This window comes from Propioniciclava sinopodophylli (assembly GCF_004324755.1).
In the GTDB taxonomy this organism is placed as follows: domain Bacteria; phylum Actinomycetota; class Actinomycetes; order Propionibacteriales; family Propionibacteriaceae; genus Propioniciclava; species Propioniciclava sinopodophylli.
Map to the genome: position 1 here is coordinate 107,095 of NZ_SDMQ01000009.1, position 17,858 is coordinate 124,952.

Annotated in this window: 12 protein-coding genes and 1 pseudogene; 6 read left to right on the forward strand and 7 right to left on the reverse strand. The window is 68.4% G+C overall.

The genetic code is table 11. From position 1 onward, the window contains the following. Complete coding sequence (aceA, locus tag ET989_RS10060) at nt 1-1,281, reverse strand: isocitrate lyase (RefSeq protein WP_131168499.1); 1,281 nt, start codon at nt 1,279-1,281, stop codon at nt 1-3. Between the two features lie 134 nt (nt 1,282-1,415). On the opposite strand from aceA, the gene ET989_RS10065 reads away from it, so the two are divergent. The 3 genes from ET989_RS10065 to ET989_RS10075 all read left to right on the forward strand — a co-directional run bounded on the left by ET989_RS10065 (nt 1,416) and on the right by ET989_RS10075 (nt 5,460). Continuing rightward, complete coding sequence (locus ET989_RS10065; RefSeq protein ID WP_241656303.1) at nt 1,416-2,897, forward strand: helix-turn-helix transcriptional regulator; 1,482 nt, start codon at nt 1,416-1,418, stop codon at nt 2,895-2,897. A gap of 73 nt (nt 2,898-2,970) precedes the next feature. Next, nucleotides 2,971-4,404: a threonine synthase gene (thrC, locus tag ET989_RS10070; RefSeq protein ID WP_131168503.1), complete on the forward strand. Its 1,434-nt coding sequence runs from the start codon at nt 2,971-2,973 to the stop codon at nt 4,402-4,404. A 111-nt stretch (nt 4,405-4,515) separates the two neighbouring features. Continuing rightward, nucleotides 4,516-5,460 (forward strand): GNAT family N-acetyltransferase, encoded by a 945-nt coding sequence (locus ET989_RS10075; RefSeq protein WP_165490117.1) that lies wholly within the window; start codon nt 4,516-4,518, stop codon nt 5,458-5,460. Between the two features lie 3 nt (nt 5,461-5,463). Here the strand turns inward: ET989_RS10075 and ET989_RS10080 are convergent, their stop codons facing one another. Beyond that, nucleotides 5,464-5,949: a VOC family protein gene (locus ET989_RS10080; RefSeq protein ID WP_206662304.1), complete on the reverse strand. Its 486-nt coding sequence runs from the start codon at nt 5,947-5,949 to the stop codon at nt 5,464-5,466. Between the two features lie 96 nt (nt 5,950-6,045). Between ET989_RS10080 and ET989_RS15810 the strand changes: the two genes are divergently transcribed. After that, on the forward strand, nt 6,046-8,016 hold the full coding sequence (locus tag ET989_RS15810; protein WP_131168507.1) for a glycoside hydrolase family 15 protein: 1,971 nt from the start codon (nt 6,046-6,048) through the stop codon (nt 8,014-8,016). Here ET989_RS15810 and ET989_RS10090 read toward each other — a convergent pair. Both ET989_RS10090 and ET989_RS10095 read right to left on the reverse strand, forming a co-directional pair. Further along, nucleotides 7,986-8,492 carry a hypothetical protein gene (locus tag ET989_RS10090; RefSeq protein ID WP_206662305.1) on the reverse strand — a complete coding sequence of 169 codons (507 nt, stop codon included), beginning with the start codon at nt 8,490-8,492 and terminating at the stop codon, nt 7,986-7,988. The two genes, ET989_RS15810 and ET989_RS10090, sit on opposite strands and share 31 nt — an antisense overlap. A 158-nt stretch (nt 8,493-8,650) precedes the next feature. Beyond that, a complete protein-coding gene (locus ET989_RS10095; protein WP_131168511.1) occupies nt 8,651-10,330 on the reverse strand; it encodes a nuclease-related domain-containing DEAD/DEAH box helicase in 1,680 nt (559 codons plus the stop codon). A gap of 228 nt (nt 10,331-10,558) precedes the next feature. Between ET989_RS10095 and ET989_RS10100 the strand changes: the two genes are divergently transcribed. Beyond that, nucleotides 10,559-12,796: a sigma factor-like helix-turn-helix DNA-binding protein gene (locus ET989_RS10100; RefSeq protein WP_131168513.1), complete on the forward strand. Its 2,238-nt coding sequence runs from the start codon at nt 10,559-10,561 to the stop codon at nt 12,794-12,796. Nucleotides 12,797-12,814: 18 nt separating this feature from the next. Here the strand turns inward: ET989_RS10100 and ET989_RS15985 are convergent. The 3 genes and pseudogenes from ET989_RS15985 to ET989_RS10115 all read right to left on the reverse strand — a co-directional run bounded on the left by ET989_RS15985 (nt 12,815) and on the right by ET989_RS10115 (nt 17,209). Next, a pseudogene (locus ET989_RS15985) lies at nt 12,815-14,019 on the reverse strand (McrC family protein). Then, complete coding sequence (locus ET989_RS10110; RefSeq protein ID WP_131168517.1) at nt 14,016-16,478, reverse strand: McrB family protein; 2,463 nt, start codon at nt 16,476-16,478, stop codon at nt 14,016-14,018. Before ET989_RS10110 ends, ET989_RS15985 begins: the two are co-directional and overlap by 4 nt. Beyond that, nucleotides 16,475-17,209 (reverse strand): hypothetical protein, encoded by a 735-nt coding sequence (locus ET989_RS10115; RefSeq protein WP_131168518.1) that lies wholly within the window; start codon nt 17,207-17,209, stop codon nt 16,475-16,477. The genes ET989_RS10110 and ET989_RS10115 overlap by 4 nt, the downstream gene beginning before the upstream one ends. A gap of 42 nt (nt 17,210-17,251) precedes the next feature. On the opposite strand from ET989_RS10115, the gene ET989_RS10120 reads away from it, so the two are divergent. Next, nucleotides 17,252-17,833 (forward strand): DNA/RNA helicase domain-containing protein, encoded by a 582-nt coding sequence (locus ET989_RS10120; protein ID WP_131168520.1) that lies wholly within the window; start codon nt 17,252-17,254, stop codon nt 17,831-17,833. The last annotated feature ends 25 nt before the right edge of the window (nt 17,834-17,858 follow it).

A 17,858-nucleotide genomic window follows, 5' to 3' on the forward strand; every position in this document is an offset into this window, starting at 1 on the left:
TCAGTGGAACTGCGCGGACTCGGTCGAGCCGGCGAGCGCAGTGGTGGAGCTCTCCGGGTTGACGATCGTGGCGACCGCGTCGAAGTAGCCGGTGCCGACCTCGCGCTGGTGCTTGGTGGCGGTGTAGCCGCGGGACTCCGAGGCGAACTCCTCCTCCTGCAGCTTCACGTAGGCGGTCATGCCCTCGCGGGCGTAGCCGTGAGCCAGGTCGAACATCGAGTAGTTGAGCGCGTGGAAGCCGGCCAGCGTGATGAACTGGAAGGCGTAGCCCATGGCGCCCAGCTCGCGCTGGAACTTGGCGATCGTCGCGTCGTCGAGGTGCTTCTTCCAGTTGAACGACGGCGAGCAGTTGTAGGCGAGCAGCTGGTCGGGGTGCTCGGCCTTGACGGCCTCGGCGAACTGGCGGGCGTACTCGAGGTCGGGCGTGCCCGTCTCCATCCAGATCATGTCGGCGTACTCGGCGTAGGCCTTCGCGCGGGCGATCGACGGCTCGATGCCGTTCTTCACCTTGTAGAAGCCCTCGGAGGTGCGCTCGCCGGTGAGGAACTCGCGATCGCGCTCGTCCACGTCGGACGTGATGAGGGTCGCGGCCTCGGCGTCCGTGCGGGCGATGATGACCGACGGGACGCCGGACACGTCGGCCGCGAGGCGGGCGGCGTTCAGGGTGCGCTCATGCTGCTTGGTGGGGATGAGCACCTTGCCGCCGAGGTGGCCGCACTTCTTCTCCGAGGCGAGCTGGTCCTCCCAGTGCACGCCCGCGGCGCCTGCGGCGATCATGCCCTTCATGAGCTCGTAGGCGTTGAGCGGGCCGCCGAAGCCGGCCTCGGCGTCCGCCACGATCGGGACGAGCCAGTTGTCGACCGTCGAGATGCCTTCAAGGTGCTCGATCTGGTCGGCTCGCATGAGCGCGTTGTTGATGCGGCGCACCACGGCGGGCACCGAGTTGGCCGGGTAGAGGCTCTGGTCGGGGTAGGTCTGGCCCGACAGGTTGGCGTCACCGGCGACCTGCCAGCCGGACAGGTAGATGGCGCGCAGCCCGGCTTTGACCTGCTGGACGGCCATGTTGCCGGTGAGGGCGCCCAGGGCGTTGATGTAGTGGCCGTCGCCCTGGGTGATCTCGCCCCACAGGATTTCCGCACCGCGCTTGGCGAGGGTGAACTCCTCCTGAACCTTGCCGCGCAGGCTCATCACGTCGGCGGGCGTGTAGTCGCGACGGACGGTCGCCCAGCGGGGGTTGTCCTGCCAGTCCTGCGCGAGTGTCTCGGCGGTGATCTCAGCCATGTCGTTCCTCCATTGCAACGAGTCTCGGGTACGGGATGTCCGTGCCTCGATGCGTTCATCCTCTCGACGTCGAGATACACCCGAGAAGGGGTTCGTCGTGTCAATTTCTGAAGAACTTCACTAGAGTGAATTTCGTGACCTCGTCCTCTTGGCAGCGTCGTCAGGCCCTCCCGGAGCCCGAACGGGGCGAAGACGCCTTCACCCTCGGGCGGCGCCTCAACGCCCTGCGCAAGGCCCGCCACCTCACGCTCGCCGCGGTGGCGGACGCCGTCGGCGTGGCCCCCTCGCAGCTGTCCCTGATCGAGAACGGCAAGCGCGAGGCCAAGCTGGCGACGGTGCAGGCGCTGGCCCGCCACTACGGCGTCTCCCTTGAGGAGCTGCTCGCCGGGCCCACCAGCCGGCGCACCCAGCTCGAGATCGAGCTGGAGGCGTACATGCGCTCGCCGCTGGCCACCTCGCGTGGGCTGCCGCCCATCCGGGTGGGCCCGCGGACCCCGACCGAGGTGCTCGAGTCGATGGTGGCGCTGCATCGCGAGGTGCTGCGCCTGTCGGAGCAGCACGTAGCCACGCCGGAGGAGGCGCGGAGGGCCAACACGGTGCTGCGTGGCCAGATGCGCGACCGGGGCAACTACTACGGCGAACTGGAGGCCAAGGCGTCCGAGCTGCTGGCCGGGATCCGGCACGACGGCGGCCCGGCCGGCACCAAGGAGGTCAACGCGCTGGTCCGCCACCTTGGCTTCACCATCCGCCACGTCGACGACCTGCCGCACTCGACCCGTTCGGTCATCGACCTGCGCAACCGCCGGATCTACCTTGCGCGCCAGGCGTCCACCGTCGGCCACGACCAGCGCTCGGTCCTGCTGCAGGCGCTCGGCCACCATGTGCTGGGGCACACGCCGCCCGCCGACTACGCCGAGTTCCTCGCCCAGCGCGTCGAGACCAACTACCTGGCCGGCGCTATCACGCTGCCTGAGTCCGGCGTGGTCGACCTGCTGCGGGCCGGTGCCGCCGAGCGCGACCTTGCTGTGGACACGATCAAGGAGGCCTACCACGTCTCGTGGGAGACGGCGGCCCACCGGGTCACCAACCTGGCCACGAAGCACCTGGGCATCCCGGTGCACTTCGCGAAGGTGCACGACACCGGCACCGTCTACAAGGCCTACGAGAACGACGGAACGCTGTTCCCCATGGACCCCACCGGCGCCATCGAGGGCCAGCCCGTGTGCCGCCAGTGGGCGTCGCGGCAGGTGTTCGAGCGGGGCGTCCCCGACGAGCCGTTCCACCAGTACACCGACACCCCGGCCGGCACCTACTGGGACACCGTCCGCGTCGAGCGCGCCCCCGGTGGCCGCTACTCGCTGTCGCTGGGCACCGACTTCGTCAACGCGAAGTGGTTCCGGGGCCGCGACACCCGGGTCCGGGCGAAGTCCACCTGCCCTGACGAGGCCTGCTGCCGGCGTCCGCCCGCCGACCTGCTGGCCGCGTGGGGCGGGCACGTCTGGCCCAGCGCCCGCGCGCGCACCCACATGATGGCGGCCCTGCCCCCCGGTGCGTTCCCGGGCGTCGATGAGACGGAGGTCTACACGTTCCTGCAGGCGCACGAGGCCGAGGCGTGAGAGGTCCCGTGATGTGCCGCCCGGGTCCGGACGCCACGGCTGCTGCGCCGCGACGACGGATACGCTGGCCCGCGTGAAGTACGTCTCCACCCGTGACGCCGGCCGGACGGCGCTGCCGTTCTGCGACATCCTCCTTGAGGGGCTCGCGCCCGACGGAGGGCTGTACCTGCCCGAGTCCTACCCGCAGGTGGACGCCGCGACGCTGGCGTCCTGGCGGGAGCTGTTGGGCGCCGAAGGGTACCCCGCCCTGGCCGCGGCCGTGCTGGGGCTGTACATCGACGACATCGGTGCCGATGACCTCCGCGGCATCTGCGAGCGCGCCTACACGGCCGAGAAGTTCTCCTCGGACGGCATCGTCGGGCTCACCGACCTGGGCGACGGCGTCCTGCTCGGACACCTGAGCAACGGCCCGACCGCCGCGTTCAAGGACATGGCGATGCAGCTGCTCGGGGAGCTGTTCGAGTACGAGCTGGAGCGCCGCGACCAGACGCTCACCATCCTCGGGGCCACCTCGGGAGACACGGGTTCGGCGGCCGAGTACGCGATGCTCGGCAAGGACCGCGTCCGCGTGTTCATGCTGACCCCGGCCGGGCGGATGAGCCCGTTCCAGCAGGCGCAGATGTTCAGCATCGACGACCCGGCCATCGTGAACATCGCCCTCGACGGCGTGTTCGACGACTGCCAGGACCTCGTCAAGGAGGTCAACGCCGACCTGGCCTTCAAGGCCGAGCACGCGATAGGCGCGGTCAACTCGATCAACTGGGCCCGGCTCGTCGCGCAGGTCGTGTACTACGTGGCGCTGTACCTGCACGCGACCACGGCGGACGACCAGCGGGTCACCTTCGCGGTCCCGTCCGGCAACTTCGGGAACATCTGCGCCGGCCACATCGCCCGCGAGATGGGGATCCCGATCGACACGCTCGTGCTGGCCACCAACGAGAACGATGTGCTGGCGGAGTTCTTCGACACCGGTGTCTACCGCGTGCGGGGGACCGCTGAGACGCACGAGACGTCCTCGCCGAGCATGGACATCTCCAAGGCGTCCAACTTCGAGCGGTTCATCTTCGACCTGCTGGGCCGGGACGCCGACCAGACCCGTCGCCTGTTCGGGGAGGAGGTGCCGACCACCGGGTCGTTCGTCCTGACCGACACGCCGGAGTTCGCCGGCCTCCGGGAGCGGTTCGGGTTCGTGGCCGGGTCGAGCACGCACGCCGACCGGGTCGCGACGATCGCCGCCGAGGCCGGACGCCATGGCTACGTGGTCGACCCGCACACCGCGGACGGGCTGAAGGTGGCTCGTGAGCTGTTGGAGCGGGAGTCGCTGACCCAGCCGGTCATCGTGCTCGAGACGGCGCTGCCGGTGAAGTTCTCCGCGACGATCGTCGAGGCGCTCGGCCACGACGTACCGCGTCCGGACCGGTTCGCCGGCATCGAGGATCTCCCGCGCCGCGTGCTGGCGCTGCCCAACGACGCGGATGCCCTGAAGCGCCTGATCGCCACGCACTGACGCGCCGCCTCGTTCGCCGCGCGGCTCCCGTGGGTGTGCTGCATCTTGTGTGGACGAAGTTGGTCATCACCGGGGTATTGCGTTGACACAAAATGCAGCACGATGGAGCCCGTGATCCCCGACACCCTCACCTGGACCCACCTCACCCCTGACACGGTGCAGCAGTGGGCAGCGCTGACGAACCTGCTCGCCGAGGTCGACGGAACCGAGGAGTTCTACTCCGTGGAGGAACTCGACGAGCACGGCTTCGACCCCGAGCGTGACTCCTGGGCCGTCTGGGACGGACCGACGATGGTGGCCTTCGGGCAGCTCCGGGTCGGTCTCACGCTGGACCACGAGGGCCGAGTGCGCTGCAACTTGGACGGGGGCGTCCACCCGGAGCACCGCGGACGCGGCATCGGACGCGCGCTCATGGACCGCATGGAGGCGCGCGCGACGGAACTGGCCGGCGAGCGGCACCCAGGGCAGCCGGCGATCTGGCGCGGCCCCGGCGGACTCGAGGGGGCGTTGGCCCGCGCCCTGTTCCTGCACCGGGGCTATGAGGTGGTGCGGTACTTCAACCTGCTGGGTCGCCCCCTGTCGGGCGACATCCCGCGGGTGGACTCCGACGCCCCGCTGCTGTCGCCCGGGCCCGAGCACGAGGAGGCGACCCGCCTCGCGCACAACGCGGCGTTCGCCGACCACTGGGGATCGGCGCCCGCCAGCCCCGAGCGGTGGCGCGACACGTGGACGGCGCGTTCGAACCGGATGGACGTCTCGACGGTGGCCGTCGACCCGGCCGATCCGACCCGCGTCCTCGCGTACGTGCTGGCCGCGCAGTGGGTCCCCCGCGAGCTCTACGTGAACCTCGTCGGCACCGTGCCGGACGCCCGGGGTCGGGGCCTGGCTGCTGCCGCGCTGGCACGCACGATGGCGCTGGCCGCCGAGACCGGCGAGTACGACGTCATCGAACTCGACGTCGACTCCGACAGCCCCACCGGCGCGACGCGCCTCTACGACCGGCTCGGCTTCGCGCACAAGAAGACTTGGGCGACGATGCAGCGCGCCGCGCGCTGAGGGTTACGCCCCGGCGATGGCCCTCTCGATGGTGGCCACGTCGATCTTTTGCATCGGCATCATCGCCGCGAGGGCGCGTTCGGCCACGCCCGGCTCGTCCGACATCATCGCCTCCGACAGCACCCGCGGGGTGATCTGCCAAGAGAGGCCCCAGCGGTCCTTGCACCAGCCGCACTGGCTCTCCTGGCCGCCGTTCCCGACGATGGCGTCCCAGTAGCGGTCGGTCTCGGCCTGGTCCTCGGTCAGGATCTGGAACGAGAACGCCTCGCTGTGCCGGAACTGTGGACCGCCGTTGAGCCCGATGCACGGGATCCCGCACACCGTGAACTCGACCGTCAGCACGTCGCCCTGCTTGCCGTCGGGGAAGTCGGTGGGGGCGGTGCGCACGGCGTCCACCCGGCTGTCGGGGAACACCGAGGCGTAGAACCGTGCCGCGTCCTCGGCGTCCTTGTCGTACCACAGGCAGATCGTGTTCTTGGCCAGTGCCATCGCCGTCTCCTTCGTTCGACCCGTCCACGCCAATCCCGACGATTCCTCCAGAACAAGCATGGTCGCGGCCCATCCTGCGTGGTAGGTATGGGGTGCATGAGCACGCCCATCGAGGACTACGCCCTGCTCGCCGACCTGATGACGGGGCCGCTGGTCTCGCGCGACGGGTCGATCGACTGGCTCTGCTTCCCGCGGTTCGACTCCGGCGCGATCTTCACCGCGATCCTCGGCACCCCGGACGATGGACGCTGGAAGCTCTCCATCGCCGGCGGACAGGTCCTCGAACGCCGCTACCTCGACCACTCGTTCGTCCTGGAGACGCTGTGGCGCTCCGACACCGGGCTGGCGCGGGTCGTCGACTTCCTGCCGCCCAGCAGTGACCACGCCGACATCGTCCGGCACGTGGAGTGCCTCGAGGGCAGCGTCGTCGTCGAGCACGACCTCATCATCCGCTTCGAGTACGGCGCCCGGACGCCGTGGGTCCGGCAGGTCGACTCGTTCGGTGGGAAGGCCCTCTACGCGGTGGCGGGACCCAACGCCGTCCAGCTGACGGGCCCCGCGCTGTCCCCGGCGGCCGAGGCGGACTCCCACGCCGGGCACCACAGCGGTGCCCCGGCCGACCACCTGGTGGGTCGCTTCCCCCTCCAGGAGGGGGACAAGGCCGACTGGGTGATGACCTGGTCGCACTCGTACCACAAGGCCCCGGAGCCGGTGGATCCCGCCCGGGCGCTCACCGACGCGCTCCAGTTCTGGGGCGACTGGTCGTCCAACCTGGAACCCGAGGCGTCCGGCTGCCCGCCGCAGTACCGCCACCTGGTCATGCGGTCGCTGCTGGTCCTGCGGGCCCTGACGCACACCGAGACGGGCGGCATCGTGGCCGCACCCACGGCGTCCCTGCCGGAGGAGTTCGGGGGGTCTCGCAACTGGGACTACCGCTTCACCTGGTTGCGCGATGCGGCGTTCACGATCGAGGCGATGATCGCCCACGACTTCCTCGACGGCGCGCGGCTGTGGCGGTCGTGGTTGTTGCGCGCCATCGCCGGCGAACCGGAGGAGATCCGGATCATGTACGGCCTGGGCGGGGAGAAGCAGTTGCCCGAGATGGAACTGGACCACCTGGCCGGGTACGAGGGCTCGCGCCCGGTCCGGATCGGGAACGGGGCGGCCGACCAGTACCAGGCCGACGTCGCGGGCGAGGTGATGATCGCGCTGGCCAAGCTGCGCGACGCGGGTCAGGCCGAGACCCACTACAGCTGGGGGATGCAGCGCAACCTCATCCAGTACTGCATCAAGAACTTCGACCGCCCCGACCACGGCATCTGGGAGATGCGCGGCGACCTCCACTTCTTCACCCACGGGCGGGCGATGATGTGGGCGGCGTTCGACCTGGGCATCAAGGCGGTCCGGGAGCACAGCCTCGAAGGGGACGTCGACACATGGTGCGCGTACCGCGACCGGCTGGAGAAGGAGATCTGGGAACGCGGCTTCGACGCCGAGCGCAACACCTTCACCCAGACCTACGACGGCACCGAGGTGGACGCCTCCCTGCTGCAGCTCACGCACGCTGGCTTCATCGCGCCCGACCACCCCGCCATGCTGGGCACCGTCGCCGCCATCGAGCGGGACCTCCAGGACCCGTCCGGCCTCATCCGCCGCTACCGGACCGAGACCGGCACCGACGGCCTCGCCGGCCACGAGTACCCGTTCCTGATCTGCTCGTTCTGGCTGGTGGAGCAGTACGCGCTGTCCGGACGCCGCGAGGACGCCGAACGCCTCATGGACACCCTCGTCGGCTGCGCCAACGACCTGGGGCTGCTCGCTGAGGAGTACGACCCGCAGTCGCGGCGCCTGGCGGGGAACTTCCCGCAGGCCTTCAGCCACCTCGGCCTCATCCGCGCCGCGGACGCGCTGTCGGGGCAGAGCCAGGACGAGTCCGTGGGCAGCTCGGGTCCGAAACCCCGGGCCGGCCGCTCCGACGCGGGGCCCCAGGCCGGCAGTGAGCCGGCCACCCAGGCCAGGGCGGAGGAGCCGACGCGTCAGACCGGTCCGGACGAGCCGGCCGGGTAGTCCAGCAGCGGCTGGTCGGCCCAGGCGGCGAGGACCTCCTCGGTGATCCGCCAGCCCTCCTCGACGCCGTCCCCGCGGACGGTGAAGGTGGGGTCCCCCTCGAGGATCCAGCGGATGACCGACCCGTACGCCGTGAGGGCGGGATCCGGCATGGACGAACTGACCGTCACGCGTGAGCGTCCGCGGCTGTCGAACGGGCCGCCGACGTTGAGGCCGAACTGCAGGTGCTCGTCCTCGAAACCCATGCACACCGTGTTCGGTGGCAGGTCGCGCGACAGGCCCGCGTAGGTGTGCGGTGGCTGCCTGAAGGTGACGAGGATCTCCTGGCGCGGGTCGCCGATGCCCCCAAGTGGGAGCGGCACGACCTCGCCGACGACGAGTGGTGGAACGCGCGAGAGCCCCTCCTCTACGGACCCGAGCGCGTGCATGATCTCCGCGACGTCTTCCGGGCGCTCCTCGACCAGCGACCGGAGCAAGCTGCACAACTCCGGCTCTCGCGTCCGGATGGACCCCTGGCTTTGACGCATTCACGTCGAGGTGTTGAGTGCCGCTACGACGCAATCTACGCGTCGCCCGAATTCGGCGTCGTGGACGTTCAACATCTCTGGGGGGAAGCCATCGAAGCGGGCAGCGATCACGCGATCGTGGTGGCTGACCTCGCCGTTCCAAGCCGCTGACAAACGTCATCCCCGCCCATGTGCCGAATCACGTCCGGATCACCCACCACGATCAGTCGATCGGTGGCGCGAGACAAGCCCACGTACAGCCGCTCGGCGGCGCGGTCACGGCGTCCGGACTCGTTCACGCACAGCACTACCGCACGGCGCTCCATGCCCTTGAAGCCCAGGACGTGCCCGTAGAAGATGTCGTCGGATTCCCAGAACTGCTTCCAGTAGTCCTTCTGGCCGAGAGTCTCCTGCCGCTCGGTCTGCACGGGGTGGCGCTGGCCGAGGGTGATCAGGGCGATGTCGGCGGCGGACCATCCCTCGTCGAACAGCACCTCCACCTGGTCGTCGGCCACGCCGAGTGCATCCTCGGAGGAACAGGCCACGAAGGTGACCTCCGGCCCGTCCTCGCCGCGGATCTCCATGCCGGTCGGCGCGAGCGGGACGAAGGTCTCGGCGATCTGGCGAGTGTTGCGCAGGTTGTGGTCCAGCACGAGCGGGACGAGCTGCACCGGCGGACGCCCGAACCGGGCGAACACGCGCTGGCGCTCGTCTGAGTAGGCATACAGGCCGCTGCTCTCCTCGTCGCGGAGCGCGCCGAGCAGGGGGAGCCACCAGTCGTCGGCGAAGTCCTGCGCCTCGTCGACGATGATCGCGTCGAACTTCTGCTCCGGCGTCAGCTGGGTGGCCTTCTCCGCCATCTGGCGGGGGAGTTCGACCTCCCAGAAGTCGGAGTCGTCGCGTCCGCCGAAGTCGGTGATGCCCCAGCGCCGGCCGAGGTCCTCGAACGTGCCGACGAACCGCGGACGCTTGCCGCGCGAGCCCACCATCAGCGACCGCTCGAGGTAGGTGGCCAGCCCGTAGGAGTAGCAGACCACGGCCACGTTCTTGCGTTCGCCGAGCAGGCGTCCGGACGCCAGGTCGCAGGCCTGCTGCATCGCCAGGACCGTCTTGCCGCTGCCTGCCGCGCCGCGGATCTCGAGGCGGTTGAGGAGCCGCGTGACCTTGAGCAGTTGCGCTTGTTCGGCGGTGAGGCGTTGGACGCGTTCCTCGCGGTCCTCGGCGAGCGCGATGGTGTCGCGTGCGGGCAGGAAGCGTCCGTGCAGGATGTCGAGGATCACGTTCACGTCTTCCAGCGTGGGCGGACGGGCGTCCTTCTGGTACCGCCACGTGGTGTCCCAGAGGCGGGCACCGACCTCGTCCAGGTCGTTACGCCCGCTGACCTGCCAACGGGGGAGGTCCGGCATGGCGAACTTGTCGTCAAGATCGGTGTGGGCCAGTACGACGTGGTGGCTCCACCGGACGCGCGTCCGGCTGCCCCAACGCGGGTCGGCCTCGACGTACTTGCGGAGCGCGTACTGGGCGTCCCGGGCCTGGTCGACGGGGTAGATCCGCTCCCGGTCCTCTCGCTGGATGTACCACGCGCCGTCCTCCACCCACACGTGGCTGCCCTTGACCTCGACGGCCACGATCCCGGAGCCGGGCATGAGGACGAGCAGGTCCACCTCGTGGTCCTTGTGCTCATCGGCGATGTGCAGGTTGGGCACGACCGTGCACTCGGGTCCGAGCTGTCGTGTCACCTTCTGCCAGACGTCTCGTTCGGACGCCGTGGTGAAGATCGGTGCTTCGGGCGGGGTGAAGCCCGTCATGGTTTGGCTCCTGTCTTCAGCGACTGGGGTTCAGGAATGCTATCCCGTAGTACTTCGCCGGGCCTGATCACCTGATTGCACTACAGTCGCGAGCGTGACTGGCCGGCCGCGAACCGAAGCACGATGAGTCCGTCCGGACCACAGTGACCGTAGTGTGCGCAGTGCGAGCCGCATCGGGGAGAAAGTGTCAGGGGCGCCGGTTAGCGTGGCGGGCAGGAACACGAAGGAGTGAGTGAAGTGGACGAAGAGGGGCACCGCGTTGTGGTGTGGTCGCAGGTCTTTCCCTGGGCCGCAGTGGCTGACGAGGAGCGCAGCGACTGGTGGGACGAGCCTGTTGGCGACGGGAGCGATGCGGACCGCGAGGCACGTCTCAGCGTGATCGCCCAGCTGGCCCATTCCCTCACCCGGGTGCGCTTGGCTGCCCTGTTCCCTGGTCTGGATCCCCAGGCAAACCTCCTCTGGATGGGCCTCCCGATACGCGCGCGCAATGTCTTCAACCGTGAGCGCATGCACACGTGGCGGGACTTGGGCGACAAGACCCTTGACGACGTCCTGGATTGGCGCAACATGGGCGTGGGCACGGTCGACGCGTTGCTCGAGTTCTTGGCGGCTGAATCGCTCGCGGCGGCCTTGCGGGAGCCGGGCCTGGGCTTCGAGGACGCGAACGAATGGGACGCCAGCGACCCCGAGGTGGTGGGAGGCACTGCGATTCAGGTCCCGACTAAGGTCTCCGCCCCGTGGTCAGAGGCGGTCCACCGCGCGGTCGAACCGCTCGCGCGGTGGAATGCCCTCGTCGGCCACCCGAACGCCCCGCTCCTGCGCGTGTCGGCTCCTGTCGGTGGCCCGGATGTGGTGGCCGGAGTCGCGGGACGCGGCTTGCTCACCGCGGCTCAGCTCCTGGGCGATGACGCCGTCGACATCGCCGACCTGCTGGAGGATCAGCTCGGCCTGTTGGAGCCGCGGGAAATGGTCATCCTCAAGGAGCGGATGTTGGCGGACGATCCCGTCACCCTCGACCAGTTGGGCCAACGCTTCGACGTCACCCGCGAGCGGATCCGGCAGATCGAGACCCGGCTGCGCTCAAAGCTGCTGGACTTCGTTCAGCAGGACCAGGCACTCCGCACCCTCTTCGCAGTCTTGGACTCCCTCGTCGGCGAGGTGACGGCCCTGGAGGACGTCCTCCAAGTGATGCCGGCGCTGGGCCGGACTCTAGCCACGGTCAACCAGCCCGTGTGGCGGCTTCTCGACCGGTTGGGCGATTCGTTCGAGGTCCGTGGCGGTTGGTGTGTGCGACGCACGTACGAGGAGGCGGTTGGCCGGACGAAGGTCCGGCTGGAGGAGGCGGCCGACGGCAACGGTCTCGTCCCGCTCACAGGCCTTCGGTTCGTCCAGACGATCGACCCGGCTCGTCAGGCACGCCTTGATGAGGAGTGGATCGCCGCGTGTGGCTATCCCATCGCGGCGGGCCATGTGCTGGTCCGCGCCCGCAGCCTGGGGGACTGGGGCGTCGCCGTCCTGGCCCTGGAGGGTGAGCCTCTGGAGGCGGAGGCGATCCTGGCCCGCATCGGAGTGGAGCGCAGCTTGGGCTCGCTGCGCAATGCTCTGGCACTCGAGCCACGCGTGATCCGCGTCGACCGTGACGTCTTCGCCCTCGCCGACTGGGGGCTTGAGGAGTACGGCGGCATCCGCCAGATGATCAAGGACCAGGTCGATGCCGGTGGCGGACATGTCCTCTTGACCGACCTGCTCGAGCATGCGGAGCGCTATGCGGTGGCGCGCTCAAGCGTCATTGCGTACGCCAGCGCCCACCCCTTCGTGTGCACCAGCGGGGTCGTCCAGTACATGCCGCGCGCTGCGGCGGGCAACGGACGTGAGCCAGCCCGGACGAAGCGGCTCTTCCGCGGGGACGCGGAGTGGCGTCTCCGCATCACCGTGACCAACGATCACCTGCGGGGTAGTGGATTCCCGATCCCCAGTGCCGCGGCCTCGCTGGTGGGGTTGCAGCCGGGGCAAACGCAGCTCCTGTCGGCCACGTTCGGCGAGCAGGCGGTTCGGTGGACGGGGCTGCAGCCCTCCCTGGGATCAATCCGAGCGCGGCTGCTCGAGATGGGCGTCGGTTTGGGGGAGGACGTGTTCCTCGTCCTCCAGGACGACAGGGTCTTCGACATCCGACGCGCAGAGCGACCCACCGGGCGCCCACTTCTCGACGCGGCACGACTGACCGGCTCCCGCCTGCAACGGGATTCCTCTGACCATGAGATCACGTTCCACCTTGCCCAAGCGGTGCAGGCGGAAGGCGCGCTCGGCATGGAGGCCCTTCGGGGGGTCTACTTCCAGCGGGGGGACGAGGACGTCGCAGCCCTGCTTCTCGATGCGCAGGAGCACCAGGAGCGGGACACGTGCGAGCCGACGGACGGCTCCCAGAAGGAACTGTCGCTGGCGGTGACGGCTCTCAACGGCGAGTGAGCCATCATCCGGGCGTCTTCAGCCATCCTGAAGTTGCAGCGCGACGTGGTCCAGCGCCTCCGAGATTCTCCCCGGCGACCCCGACAGCGGCACTCGGATGGTGTCCAGTCTGGTTGCGACGTTGCGGACCTGAACACGACGGGCGGGCAGCTCAGTTCCCTCTCCCGCATCGCAGTAGACCAAGACGCCGCGCGGGAGGCCCAGGGCGGTGCAGTAGGCCAGCAGTTGGTAGTAGTCGGCGCTGCGGCCGCGTCCGTCCGTGGTGAGCTTGTACTTGCTGTCGGCGACCAGCTTGGCCTTGCCGGAGGCGTCCCGGAACAGCAGGTCGGGCTCCCCGGGGAGCTGGCCCTGAGCTCCCAGCGGGACCACCTGTTGCCGGGTCACGGTCCAGGTGCCGCGGAGACGGTGGCGAAGACTGGCGAACACGAAGTCCTCGAAGACCGCGTTCATGTCCACCAGGAAGGCCGACACCCGTGCGGTGCCGATCCCCTGAGCATGGCCGGCGCCGCCGAGGATGAGTCTTGCCAAGCCGACAGCCGGTTCATAGTGCTCGTTGAGGCGAGTGATGAGTGGGCCCGGATGGGCCAGGTCGTCCCACGCAGCGGGCCCACGCCCGGGAGGAGCTTCAGCAGGCGGCGGAGGGTGAAGGTCGGCTGTGCGGGCACCACGGGGTTGCGGAGCAGGGCCAGGGCGGCAGCTGAGACGATCCGGTTGACGCGGGTGTCGATCGACCACTCGTCATAGCGGCAGCTGATGGGGGTGGGAAGTGCCACGGCGTTCGCCTGGGCCGGCCAGTCGATCCGGCCCCGCAGCGCGACCAGCCGGTCGGACTCCTCGTCGTAGGCATGGTCGACCCCCAGGACGAGCGCCCGTTCCAGCATCCGCGCGTACCAGGCGGCGACCGCCGCCGTCAGGCTCTGGGACGCGTGCGTGGCCAGCTGATGGTCGAACGCGATCCTGTGGGTGCTCCAGGTGAGCAGGTGCACCACGTTGTCCACCGGGACCTTGGGGACGACATGGACCACCAGCCCTGGAATGGTGACCGAGCCCACATGCGACGTCGCCCGCACCGAGTACCCGGCGGCGCTCGGGCTCACCGTGAGGCGAGAACCGGCCGCGACTTGGAGCATCCGGGCTTGCCGGTCACTGATCGGGAGCTCGGCTTGCTTGTGTTCGAGGATCTCGACGGTGACGGTGTCCGAGTCGGGTCGACGTCCGGTCATCGGGCCGCCGCTGGGTCGGAGGCTTGGGTCCCGTCCTCCTCCTGGGCGTGGGCAGGGTGCAGACGCAGTTCGGTGGCGTAACGGTCCCGGACCTCGGGCCACCTCCAGCGGACCAGCTCCTCCGTCCTGCCCCACAGCAGCTCTTCGAGGGTGGGGTAGATGTTGTACTCCCAGATGCGCTGGAGTGCCTGCTCGGAGAGGTCCTCCTTCATGAAATGACTCGGGCCTATGACGAGGTGGTCGCCCACTTCGACCCGAAGTTCATCGTTGATCGCGTCGAGCATGTCCGCGACGGCCGTGCTGCGGCTGTGGTCGGTGAGCCAGCGGCGAAGTAGGCCCTTCATGGCGCCCAGGTGCGGGAAGAACGGGATGAAGTGAAAACGCCGGCGCAGGGCGGCGTCCACCAAGGCCACCGACCGGTCAGCGGTGTTCATCGTGGCGATGAAGAACAAGTTCGGGGGAAGGATGAACTTCTCCTGCGGGCGATACAAGGTGGCGACAGACACGTCGCGGTACTCCAGGAGGAACAACAGCTCACCGAACACCTTGGGCAGGTTGGCCCGGTTGAGCTCGTCGATGACCATGACGTGGGGCCGGTCGGGGTCATCGATTGCGGCCTTGGCAAGGAGTGACAGCGGTCCCCGTCGCAACTCGTAGGCGACTGTGCCGCCGTCAAGGGTGGGGCGCAGACCCTCGAAGAAGTCCTCGTAGGTCGTTGCCGGGTGGAACTGCACCACGGTCGTCCGTGCAGGGTCCTCCTCGACCAGGGCAGCCGCCAGCCGCTTGGCCAGGTAAGTCTTGCCGGTTCCCGGGGGGCAGTAGAGGACCACTTGGCCCTTGTCCTCCAGGAGGGTGACGATCTCGTCGAGGACCGTTCGATCCACGTGGAGGTCCTCGGCGGCCTCGGCGATGAAGTCGCGGGTCAGGACAGGCTCGGGGTCGTCCTCCGCTTCGGTCGGCTCGGGCTCGTCGTCAGGGTCAACCAGAACGCCGTCCTGGAACGCCAGGAACAGTTGCCACTCCTTCTCGGTCCACGCCTCGGGGCGCTTGTCCAGGGACGTGAGGGTCCACAGGGCGCCCTGCGCGTCCAGCCGGTCACGCAGGGGTTGCTCCCAACCTGCCGAGTCGCGGACGAGTTCGTCGAAGAACGCGTAGGCGCGCGTGACGAAGCCGCCCGGCGTGGCGCTCTGGGGCTCGTTGCCCCAGCCCGCGAGTCGCCAAGCCTTCCGGGTCTTCTCGACCTTCACGGGCGGGTGGACTTCGGGATCGTCGGCCATCAACAGCACTGACGCCAGCTTCACGGCGGGCCCCATCGTGGTGAGCCCCGCGGGACGGATCAAGGAGGCGAATTGGTCGACGCGCTCACTCTCTGAACGGGAGTCATTCCCCCACAGGGACTCCACCGCTCGGCGGGCATCCTCGGGGTTCGCCTTCGCCCACGCATCGAAGGTGGCGCGGGACCGCCACCCCATCAGGTTGTTGTTGGGGTCGAACAACCCCTTCCTCAGGGACTCGTACCACTCGACCACCCCGACCGGGTCGTTGTGCCGCCTGGCCTTGAGTTGGCGCGAGAAGTCCAGCTTGTAGTTCCGCTCCTCGGCGTCGAGGTCCATGGTCGTCCAGATGCGCTGGACCCACCGCACCACGCTCGTCCACGCCCTGTCCTTGTTCCACAGGTGCGGCAGGGGGTCGGTTTCGGCCGCGTAGTAGTCGAAGCATGGGCCGTAGGTTGAACTCAGCGCCTGCCTGATCTGCAGGAGGGCGCGGTCCATGTCTGTTTCGTCGCGTACGTGCCCGTTGAACCGGCTGAGGATCAGCTGCTTGTGCCGAGGCGAAACCGTGTGTTCGAAGGTGTCCGGGAACAGGAGATGGAGGAGCCCGAGCTTGGCCGCGTCGGCGGAGGAGTCGGGGGTGGCCACCACGACATCGCGGAACTGGAAGGGGTCGCGCAACAGCTCGGCGTAGCGGTCCGGGCTCTGGGACTTGAGCGCCATCGCGACGTGGACCAGGCAGGTGAGCTGGACGTCCCGTCGCGTGTTCGCCCACTGGCCGGGATGGGCGATACCGGGGCTCAGGGAGGCGTCGACCTCGGCGGGGATGGTCGGGCGATCAGGGTGCCAGGAGAGGATCGCATTGAGGTCGGCTCGCTTCTTCGGGGCAGAGATCGCGCCTTCCCAGACCCACCAGAAGAAGAGAAGGTGGAGCTCTGCCATCAACTGGATCGCGGCGGGGGAGGCGTCGCTCAACTGCTCGTGGAGCTTGGCGAGGAACTTCTTGTCCCCGGTCTCGTCGGGCCTCTCGACGAACTTCACCTGGAGCTCGTCGAAGTTCTGCACCGTCCAGATCCGAGATCCTGGAGTGAGGATTGAGTCACCGTTGGGCAGGACATCAGTGGCCCAGCGCCAGGCGAGCCGGTAGATGCGGTCCATGGCCTCCTGCTCACCCTCGGTGCTTCTCATGGTGTCGATTCCCTTCCCGCTGGAGACGCATCCTCGTCGGGATCATCCAGTGCGTGCAACAGCTCCAACAGATCCTTCAGATCGTCCCATCGCCTCTCCCGTACCGCATGCGCTTCGGTCACGAGGTCAATGCAGTGCGATGTCGAGTAGTACGTGGGCCCCTTGCGCATGAGCCGCAGGTTCAGGGTCATCATCGCTTCCTGCACCACTTGCTCGGTGAGGATCGCCAGCGCCAGGGGCAACGGTGCGACAAGTTGGAACCGGTCGCCGCCCCCTGGCTTCCAGTAGTGATCTGTCACCATGAAGGCGCCTCCGAAGGTGTCCCGCCAGCCGGGCCCCCACTCTCGCTCGAGCGGGCTCTTGGCGAGATGGAAGTAAGCGATCAGCAGGCCGCCGTCGTCTCTCAAGGTCAGTACTTCCTGCATGTTGATGTTGACGCGTGAGCACACCCCCGGCTGAGGGAGGCAAGACATCGACCAGAAGGTGAGTTCCGTTCGGTTGGGGAAGGGGATCGCCATGGTCAGATACAGGCCGAGGATCCACAGGGCGTCCTCTGCGTTTGGCTGCTTCATGAACGTGGTGAAGCGGCGCCTGAACCGGCGACGGAGATCCTCGTCCACTGGGCGCGGGTCAGGATCGGATCCAACCTCTTCCCACACCGTCAGCCAGTGCTCCTGCTCCTCCGGGGTGACCAACTTGTCGAACTGGCGCTCGCCATGGACGACGCTCATCTCGGCCAAATTTCTGAGGCGCAGCCCCTTTGACTCAAGAGTATGGATGCAGTGGCGCTCCTCGTCCGCGATGCTCTGGGTTCCTTCGACGGGTACGACCTGCGCTTCTTCGATGACCCGGCGGACATGCGCGCTGAGCTGTTGCGTTTGGACGCCGAGGTCGGGCTCGCTCGGCTGGTCGCCGGTTTCGCGTGGCCTTGGGTGAGCAAGTCCGACAAGGGCGCGTTCGACATCACCGTCGACAGGTTGGCGCTGCGCTGGAACGCCACCGACAAGGACTGGATCAACGCGCCCGGGTCCGTGCTCGAGGTCGGCTCCATCCACACCGTGCAGGGCTATGACCTCAACTACGCGGGCGTCATCATCGGGCCGGACCTCCGCTACGACGAGGCGTCCGCACGCATCGTGGTCGACCGTGCGAACTACCACGACAAGAAGGGCAAGGAGAACAACCCCAAGCTGGGGCGCCAGGTCACCGACGACGACCTGTTGACGTACATCACGAACATCTATGCCGTCCTGCTCACGCGCGGCATGCGGGGCACCTTCGTGTACGTCTGCGATCCCGCTCTGCGGGAGCATCTCCGTCCGTTCTTCAGCGCGAACTCGGGCAAGGCTGGATAGGCCGGCGGCGGCCGCACCGAGTTCC